Genomic DNA, 8,138 nt, shown 5'->3' on the forward strand with positions numbered 1-8,138 from the left:
GTCGGGTGGAGCGTCGGGGGTTCCATCCGGCATTCGGGGAAAGGGTGGGCGGCGGTCGGGGCCGCCCACCCACCGGAAATCGAATACTCATCCCTCGCACGAATCCCGCCCGGCTCACCAGCCGCTCGGTGCACACGTCGGAGTTCCCCTCACAGATGGGCCAGAGCTTCCGCGCGCCCGAGCACTCCGCCCGGTCCGGCCTAGAGTGGAGCCGGGAAGCCTGGGAGGGGGAGCGTCGATGGGCTCCGCGAAAAGATCATCGCGCGGTGGTTCGCGCGGGTGGCCCTACCCGCAGCGCAGCGCCATCGAGCAGCTCGGCGACATGGACCGCGACGACGCCCTCGCCTTCATGCGCCGGACCGGCGACCTGCTGATGGTCCACAAGTTCGGCGTCGACGAGCTCATGACCAAGCTGCGGATCTGGAGCGAGGAGTTCGAGTACTCCCACGAGCACGATCCGATCGAGCACATCACCTCGCGGATCAAGCGCCCGGAGGCGATCGCGGCCAAGCTCGCCCGGCGCGGGTTGCCGGTCGACCCGGCGGCGGCCCGCGAGCACCTCACCGACATCGCCGGCGTGCGCGTCGTGTGCCCGTTCATCTCCGACGTCTACCTCGTCCGCGATCTCCTCCGCCAGCACCAGATCGAGATCGTGCAGACCAAGGACTACATCGCCGAGCCGAAGCCGAACGGCTACCGCAGCCTGCACCTGATCATCAACGTGCCGGTGCACCTGTCCGACCGCACCGAGCAGGTCGCCGTCGAACTCCAGCTGCGCACCATCGCGATGGACTTCTGGGCCGCCGTCGAACACGAGTTGCTCTACAAGAGCGGCGGCGAAGTACCGGAGGGCTTCGCCGCCGAGCTCAAGGCGGCCGCCGAGACCGCTGCCGGACTCGACGCTCAGATGTCTTCGCTGCACGAGCGCAGCGAAGGGGCACCCGGTTAGAGGCGAAAGGCGTACGCCTCAGGTCGAACCGGAAGACGAATTCCCACCCGTCACGGCTTGGGCGAATCGACGCCCGGGTGCGGCTCGGTCCAGCGGCCGCGGGTGAAGTCCGGGAAGTCGACCGGCGCACCACCGGAATCGACGGACTGCGCGCTCAGCGCGAACGGGGCGCTCCACGTGGCCGAGTCGTAGACGTCGATGTCCGGCGGCAGCCCCAGGTGCAAGGTCTGCGCGAGGCGGTAGAGCATCAGGTAGTCCATGCCGCCGTGCCCACCAGGTCCGGGACCGACGTCCTTCCACAGCCAGTGGTCGTGCTCGGCGTAGTCGTCCCAGTTGCCCCACTCGTGCGGCGTGCCGGTGGGCTCCAGGTAGATCCGCGGCGGGTAGTCCTCGAACACGCCTTTGGTGCCTTGAAGCTGGTTCAGCCTGCTGTAGGGGCGGCCGTTGGAGACGTCGTGCACGAGGTGGACGACCCGGCCCTGCTCGGTCTGGATCAGGCTCATCGTCGCGTCGCCCTTGACGTAGCGCTCCTGCCACGCCGGGTCGTCCGGCGGCAGGTTCTCCTGCCGGTAGGCGGCCAGACCGCGTGCCGGAGTGCTCATCGAGGTGATCCGCACCAGCCGGTCGCCGCGGTTGACGTCCAGGTAGGCGGCGACCGGGCCGAGGCCGTGCGTCGGGTACAGGTCGCCGTTGAGCTTGGTGTGCCAGGCGCGCCGCCACTGCCCCGCGTAGTAGGTCTTGGAGAACAGCAGTTCGCGCAGATCGTGCAGGTAGGCACCCGCGCCGTAGAGCAGGTCGCCGAACATGCCGTCGTGGGCCATGCGCAGGACGCGCAACTCGTTCTGGCCGTAACAGCAGTTCTCCAGCTGGATGCAGTGCCGGCGGGTCTGCTCGGAGACGTCGACCAGCTCCCACAGCTCGTCGACGGTCACGCCGATCGGGCATTCGACGCCGACGTGCTTGCCGTTGCGCATGGCCGCCACCGCCATCGGCGCGTGCCACTCCCACGGCGTGGCGATGTAGGCGAAGTCGATGTCGTCCCTGGCGAGCATCTTCTCGAAGTCGTGCTCGCCCGCGCTGTACTTGGCCGGCTCGGGTCTGCCCTGCTCGACCACCGCGCGCGCTGCTTCCTCCACCGCTTCGGCTCTCGTGTCGCACACCGCAGTGATCGCGACGCCGTCCAGGGCCAGGAACAGCGGCAGCATGCTCGCACCGCGGTTGCCCAAGCCGATGATGCCGACGCGGACCGTCTCGTGCGCCTCGAACGGCACACCCATCATGGTTTCGCCCTTGGCCGCGGGCCACGCGCTCTGCGCTGTCGCGGCGGGGGCCAGACCGGCGAAGCTGAGCCCGGCCCCCGCCGCTGCGCTGGAGCGCAGCAGGGTCCGCCGGGACAGGGCGTTGCGCGGATGCTCGACCATAACGCCTCCTGCGTGAAACTGCGTGTATTCACCTCGATTCACGCACAATCGCACATCGCATTTCGGGCCAGTACCGACGCGCGGCGGCTTCGCGGCTGATCCGTTCGGCGGCACGCGGCCGCAGCTCGCCGCAACCCGGTGGGCGACGTCCGCTGTAGTAGGTTGCCTGCGAACTGCGCGGAGGGGACTGGGCATGAACCGGCACGAACGGCTGAGCAAACTGCTGGACATCGTCGGCCAGCGCGAACGCGCCGACGTCGAGGAGCTGGCCGCCGAGCTCGACGTTTCCGCCGCCACCATCCGCCGCGACCTCGACCACCTGGCCGAGCAGCAGCTGCTGGCCCGCACTCGCGGCGGCGCGGTCGCCACCAGCATCGCCTACGACCTGCCGCTGCGGCACAAGGCCGCCCGGCACGCACCGGAGAAGCAGCGGATCAGCGCCGCGGCCGCGCGCTTGGCCCAGCCGGGCATGGTGATCGGGCTCAACGGCGGCACGACCACCACCGAGGTCGCGCGCAGCCTGGCCACCCGCGCAGACCTGGCCGAACCCGGCTCCCCCGGGCTCACCGTGGTCACCAACGCGCTCAACATCGCCAACGAGCTGGTGGTGCGGCCGCACATCAAGATCGTGGTCACCGGCGGTGTGGCGCGCCAGCAGTCCTTCGAGCTCACCGGGCCGCTGGCCACCCACATCCTGCAGGAGATCACCCTGGACCTGCTGTTCCTCGGCGTCGACGCGATCGATCCGGAGCACGGCGCTTACGCGCACCACGAGGGCGAGGCCAGCATCAACCGGTTGATGGCCTCGCGCGCGGCACGGGTCGCCGTGGTCGCCGACAGCTCCAAGCTCAACCGGCGGGCGTTCGCCCAGATCTGCGCCACCGACGCCATCGACACCCTGGTCACCAACACCGGCGTCGACGCCGAGGTGCTCGACGCCTTCGAGGCGGCTGGAACGACGGTGCTGACCGCCTGACTGCTCGATAGTGAGCAAATGGAGCATTGCTCGATCAATTTCGATCGCCCTAAACTCGCGCTGTTTCCTCCGCCGACGCCTTCGGAAGGAACGCGCGATGACGCCGTCCGGTTCACCGGCCAGCCCTAGCGCTGGCGAGTACATGACCGCCGCGACGGTCCACGGCGCACTCCTCCGCGAACGACCAGATCACGACTGTCCTCGGTGCACAGTCAGAAACATCTGAAACCTTGATCGGCGCAAGACCTTTCGCAAATCAGCGCAGAACAGGAGGTCGAGCAACTCCTGGAATTCCTCGGAACCTGATCGCAATGAGGAGCGTGTCATGTCCGGAGCCTCCACCACGTTGAGCACCACTTCGCCCGTAGCCCGCCGGATCGCCATCGCCGCGGCGACCATCGGCGTGATCTACGGCTACGACATCGGCAACATCTCCGGCGCGCTGCTGTTCATCACCGACGAGATGGGCCTGTCCCCCTCGCTTCAGGGCAGCGTGACCACCGTGCTGGTCGCGGGCAACATCGTCGGCGCCCTGCTCGCAGGCAAGCTGGCCACCGCCATCGGCCGGAAGGCGACCATGCTACTCGTGGTGGCCGGTTACGCGGTGTTCGCCGTCTGGTCCGGGCTGGTCTCCGACATCCTGTGGCTGGACGTCTCGCGGTTCTTCCTCGGCATCAGCATCGGCTTGTCCCTGGTGGTCACGCCGGTGTTCCTGGCCGAATCCGCGCCGGCCGCGATCCGCGGCGCGCTGGTCGTCGGCTACCAGGTCGCCACCGTCACCGGCATCCTCATCGCCTACCTCGTCGACTGGAGCCTCGCCGGTTCCGGGAACTGGCGGCTGATGCTCGCGCTGTCGGCCGTGCCGTCGGTGCTGGTGCTGTTCCTGCTGGTGAAGTTGCCGGACACGGCGCGCTGGTACGTCCTCAAAGGACGCCACGAGGAAGCGCGGCGAACCCTGCAGCAGGTCGATCCCGGTGCGGACGTCGACCGGGAGCTGGCCGAGATCCGCGCGGACATCGACAGCCGGCGCGGCGGGCAGCTCGCCGAGATGTTCCGCTCGCCCTATGCGACGGCCACGATGTTCGTGCTGGTCCTCGGTTTCCTGGTGCAGATCACCGGGATCAACGCGGTCACCTACTACAGCCCGATCATCTTCGAGGAGATGGGTTTCCAGGGCCACGCCACGGTGCTCGGGCTGCCCGCGATCGTGCAGGGCGCGGCGCTGCTGGCCACCATCGGTTCGCTGTTCGTGGTGGACCGGGTGGGGCGCCGACCGATCCTGCTGGGCGGGATCGCGACGATGATCGCGTCCAGCCTGGCGATGATCCTGGTGTTCGCCACCGATTCGCTGGACGGCGGCGGATCGTGGTGGGGCTTCGCGTCGATCCTGGTGTTCACCGCCGGGTTCAACTTCGGCTTCGGCTCGCTGGTGTGGGTGTTCGCCTCGGAGAGCTTCCCGGCACGCCTGCGCGCTCTCGGCGCTTCGCTGATGCTGACCGCGGACCTGGTGGCGAACCTGATCGTGGCCCAGTTCTTCCTGCCGCTCATGGACGGCCTGGGCGGTGCCCCCACGTTCGGCATCTTCCTCGCGCTGGCGGCGATCTCCTGGGTCTTCGTCTACCGGTTCGCCCCGGAGACGAAGGGCCGCTCCTTGGAGAGCATCCGCACCTACTGGGAGAACGGTGCCCGCTGGCCCCAGGACTGACGGGAACCGACTTGCAGCCTCGAACAGGTCGAGGACGCTGGGACGTAGGTCGATGCTGCGAGCGGAAGGGGTGACCAGGCGATGACCGGGGAACTGAGCGGGCGACGGGTGGCCATCCTCGCCGCCGACGGGGTCGAGCAGGTCGAGCTGGACCGGCCGCGAGCGGAGCTGGAGGAAGCCGGAGCACGTGCGGAGCTGCTCTCGACGCACCGCGGCGAGATCCAGGCCATGAACCACGACATCGACAAGGGCGACCGGTTCACCGTCGACCGCCAGGTCGCCGAAGCCGCTGCGGACGACTACGACGCCCTGATCCTGCCGGGCGGCACGATCAACCCGGACAACCTGCGCCGCGACACCGACGCGGTGGCGTTCGTCCGGGACTTCGTCAACTCCGGCAAGCCCGTCGGCGCGATCTGCCACGGCCCGTGGACGCTGGTGGAGGCCGACGTGGTGCGCGGGCGCCGGCTGACCTCGTTCTTCAGCATCCGCACCGACCTCCGCAACGCAGGTGCTGAGGTGCTCGACGAGGAAGTGGTGGTCGACCGGAACCTCGTGACCAGCAGGCAACCGCGAGACCTGCCCGCGTTCAACGCGAAGCTGGTCGAGCTGATCGCCGCCACCGAGCCCGTCGCGCGCACCTGACGCACGGCCTCCACCCGGCACCGGACAGAATCGGGCAGATCGCATCCGGGGCCAGGAGGAGAGCACGTGGGACAGCAGCGGGGCGTGGTGGCCGCGTTGGAGCGGCACCAGGTCGGGATCTACCTCGCGGCGATCGCCCTCGGTGCGCTCCTGGGCTGGTCAGCGCCCGTCGCGGGCAGCGGCCTCGAACCGCTCATCAATCCTGTGCTGGGCCTTTTGCTGTACGTGACGTTCTTGCAGGTCCCGGTCGCGGAGTTCGCGCAGTCGCTGCGCGCAGGGCGGTTCCTCGCAGCAGTGCTGGTGGTGAACTTCGTCGCGGTGCCACTGGTCGTCGCGATGCTGTTCGCGTTCCTGCCCGCTGATCGCGCCGTGCAGCTGGGAGTGCTGCTGGTCCTGCTCGCGCCGTGCGTGGACTACGTGATCGTGTTCTCCGGGCTGGCCGGTGCCAGCAGCCAGCGGTTGCTGGCCGCCACTCCCCTGCTGCTGGTCGCCCAGATGCTCCTGCTGCCGGTGTTCCTGGTGTTGTTCCTGGGACGTGGCCTGGTCGAGGTCGTGGAGGCCGGCCCGTTCGTCGAGGCGTTCCTGGTGCTGATCGTCGTTCCGCTCGCACTGGCCTGGGCCACGCAGGCGTGGGCGGCGCGGAAGCCGGCGGGCCGGGCCGTCTCCGACGCCGCGGGCGGGGCGATGGTGCCGCTGATGGCCGTGGCGCTGCTGACCGTGGTCGCCTCGCAGGTCCCGGCGCTCGACGGCCGGATCGGCGACGTGGCGCAGGTGGTCCCGCACTACGTCGCGTTCCTGGTGGTGATGCCGTTCGCCGGGATGGCGGTGGCGCGCCTGTTCGGACTGGACACATCGGACAGTCGTGCGGTGGTGTTCACCGGTGCGACGCGCAATTCGCTGGTCGTGCTGCCGTTGGCGCTCGCCCTGCCGGACCACCTGGCGGTGGCCGCGATCGTCGTGGTCGCCCAGACCTTGGTCGAGGTCATCGGCATGATGGTCTACGTGCGGGCGATCCCGCGCCTGCTGCCCGCTGCGCGCTGACCGCGCGGGGCGCATCCTGGTGCCAGTACATCCGATTCGACGGGATCGCGCATGTCGCACCGCACGTGTTCGCGACGGGAGTTCCTGGCGGTCGCTGCCGTGCTGCTCACCGCGTGCGGGCAGCGACCGCGGAACCAACCGCTGCCCGCCTGGATGCTCACGCCGGACAACGCCGAAGATCCGGACCTGGTGCGCGACATGCTGGTCATCCAGGACCTTCTGGTACGACACGGCGAAATCCGGCGCGAGGTCCAGCACTACTCGTACGGGATCCGCGCGACGACCACCAGTCCGGCCGCCGATCTCGCCGCGCGCATCCGCGAACACGTCGACCAGATGCGGTCGCGGTTGCGGCGAGGCGCGGCGATCCGGCAGGAAGATCCCCTGTTCGCAGCGGTTTTCGCGCACCACCAGGCGGTGGACCTGCAGGTGGAGCGGCTGCCCGGCGGGGTGCGGGTGACCGAGGTGTCCGACGACCCGGTCACCGTGATGCTGTTGCGGCAGCACGCCGTTCACGCGGTCTCGGAGTTCGTCGCTGGCGGGATCGACCGAGCGCGTCAGCCGACCCCGCTCCCGCCTGGCTACCCTGGCTGAGACGGCTCCGGCGGATTGAACCTGGCTCAGGACACCCCCGCGGACGGTGCACCCCGGTGCCCCCGCTACCGCCGACCTGGTGCCGTCTCCCCCTCCACGAGGGGTTCGAGTCGAAATGGATGGCAGGTCAACACGTGTTAGAACACCGATCGGCAGCAATGGTGCAAGCCGGGCGGACACCAGCGGGCGCGGGCAACCCGGACAACGCCGGCGGCGTACCCGACATCAGCGCGGAGCTCTACCGCGACGTCGTGGGTTTCGCCGCCGGGACTCCGGAATGGGTGCAGTCCTTCGCCGCTTTCTTCACCGAGGCGGCACTGGTGCTGCTCTTCGGCTTCTTGCTGCTCTCCTGCTGGCGAGCACGACGGATGCCCGCGCGATCGATGGCGATCGCGCTGCTCGGCGTGGTGGCTGTGGGGGTGGCCTACGCGCTGAGCGAGATCCTCAAGTCGTTGATCCAGGAGAACCGGCCGTGCCGGGCGATGCACGTGACGACCATCGTGGAGTGCCCGGCGCCGGGTGACTGGTCCTTCCCCAGCAACCACTCTGTCATCTCGGGCGCTGCGGCGATCGGCGTGCTGGTCGCTTGGCGGAAGCTCGGCATCCCGGCCCTGCTCCTCGCGATGGGCGCGGCGTTCTCCCGGGTCTTCGTCGGCGCCCACTACCCGCACGACGCGCTGGTGGGCCTGCTCTTCGGTGCGCTCGTGTCGGCGGTCATGGAGCTGTCCTGGGATCTGTGCACGCCGCAGGAGCGGACGTTGTGGCAGCGCCTCAGCGTGTTCGCGGGCGGCTTCACGCTGGAGGCCG

General features: G+C 69.2%; 7 protein-coding genes and 1 pseudogene. 7 read left to right on the plus strand and 1 reads right to left on the minus strand.

Annotated features, from left to right (window positions below):
• Positions 1–238 precede the first annotated feature (238 nt).
• Positions 239–949, plus strand: a complete 711-nt coding sequence (locus ABTZ89_RS31785) for a GTP pyrophosphokinase (RefSeq protein WP_270953897.1) — start codon at positions 239–241, stop codon at positions 947–949.
• Positions 950–999: 50 nt separating this feature from the next.
• Here the strand turns inward: ABTZ89_RS31785 and ABTZ89_RS31790 are convergent, their stop codons facing one another.
• Positions 1,000–2,370: a Gfo/Idh/MocA family oxidoreductase gene (locus tag ABTZ89_RS31790; RefSeq protein ID WP_351051681.1), complete on the minus strand. Its 1,371-nt coding sequence runs from the start codon at positions 2,368–2,370 to the stop codon at positions 1,000–1,002.
• A 193-nt stretch (positions 2,371–2,563) separates the two neighbouring features.
• On the opposite strand from ABTZ89_RS31790, the gene ABTZ89_RS31795 reads away from it, so the two are divergent.
• From ABTZ89_RS31795 to ABTZ89_RS31820, 6 genes and pseudogenes are all read left to right on the plus strand, one after another.
• Positions 2,564–3,346, plus strand: a complete 783-nt coding sequence (locus ABTZ89_RS31795) for a DeoR/GlpR family DNA-binding transcription regulator (RefSeq protein WP_351051684.1) — start codon at positions 2,564–2,566, stop codon at positions 3,344–3,346.
• Positions 3,347–3,665: 319 nt separating this feature from the next.
• A pseudogene (locus tag ABTZ89_RS31800) lies at positions 3,666–5,051 on the plus strand (sugar porter family MFS transporter); the annotation flags it as partial.
• Between the two features lie 81 nt (positions 5,052–5,132).
• Positions 5,133–5,696 (plus strand): type 1 glutamine amidotransferase domain-containing protein, encoded by a 564-nt coding sequence (locus ABTZ89_RS31805; RefSeq protein WP_351051687.1) that lies wholly within the window; start codon positions 5,133–5,135, stop codon positions 5,694–5,696.
• A 66-nt stretch (positions 5,697–5,762) separates the two neighbouring features.
• The gene (locus tag ABTZ89_RS31810) at positions 5,763–6,737 is read left to right on the plus strand and encodes an arsenic resistance protein (RefSeq protein ID WP_351051690.1); all 975 of its coding nucleotides are present in this window, start codon (positions 5,763–5,765) and stop codon (positions 6,735–6,737) included.
• A gap of 51 nt (positions 6,738–6,788) precedes the next feature.
• Positions 6,789–7,331 (plus strand): hypothetical protein, encoded by a 543-nt coding sequence (locus ABTZ89_RS31815; RefSeq protein WP_351051693.1) that lies wholly within the window; start codon positions 6,789–6,791, stop codon positions 7,329–7,331.
• 158 nt (positions 7,332–7,489) lie between these two features.
• A partial coding sequence (locus ABTZ89_RS31820; RefSeq protein WP_351051696.1) for a phosphatase PAP2 family protein occupies positions 7,490–8,138 on the plus strand: 649 nt, incomplete at its 3' end.

Source organism: Saccharopolyspora sp. NPDC002686 (assembly GCF_040295745.1).
GTDB classification, from domain to species: domain Bacteria; phylum Actinomycetota; class Actinomycetes; order Mycobacteriales; family Pseudonocardiaceae; genus Saccharopolyspora; species Saccharopolyspora oryzae.

Coding starts and splice junctions, on each gene's coding strand:
- ABTZ89_RS31795 (WP_351051684.1), top strand. CDS start 2,564: ATGAACCGGCACGAACGGCTGAGCAAACTGCTGGACATCGTCGGCCAG.
- ABTZ89_RS31815 (WP_351051693.1), top strand. CDS start 6,789: ATGTCGCACCGCACGTGTTCGCGACGGGAGTTCCTGGCGGTCGCTGCC.
- ABTZ89_RS31805 (WP_351051687.1), top strand. CDS start 5,133: ATGACCGGGGAACTGAGCGGGCGACGGGTGGCCATCCTCGCCGCCGAC.
- ABTZ89_RS31790 (WP_351051681.1), bottom strand. CDS start 2,370: ATGGTCGAGCATCCGCGCAACGCCCTGTCCCGGCGGACCCTGCTGCGC.
- ABTZ89_RS31785 (WP_270953897.1), top strand. CDS start 239: ATGGGCTCCGCGAAAAGATCATCGCGCGGTGGTTCGCGCGGGTGGCCC.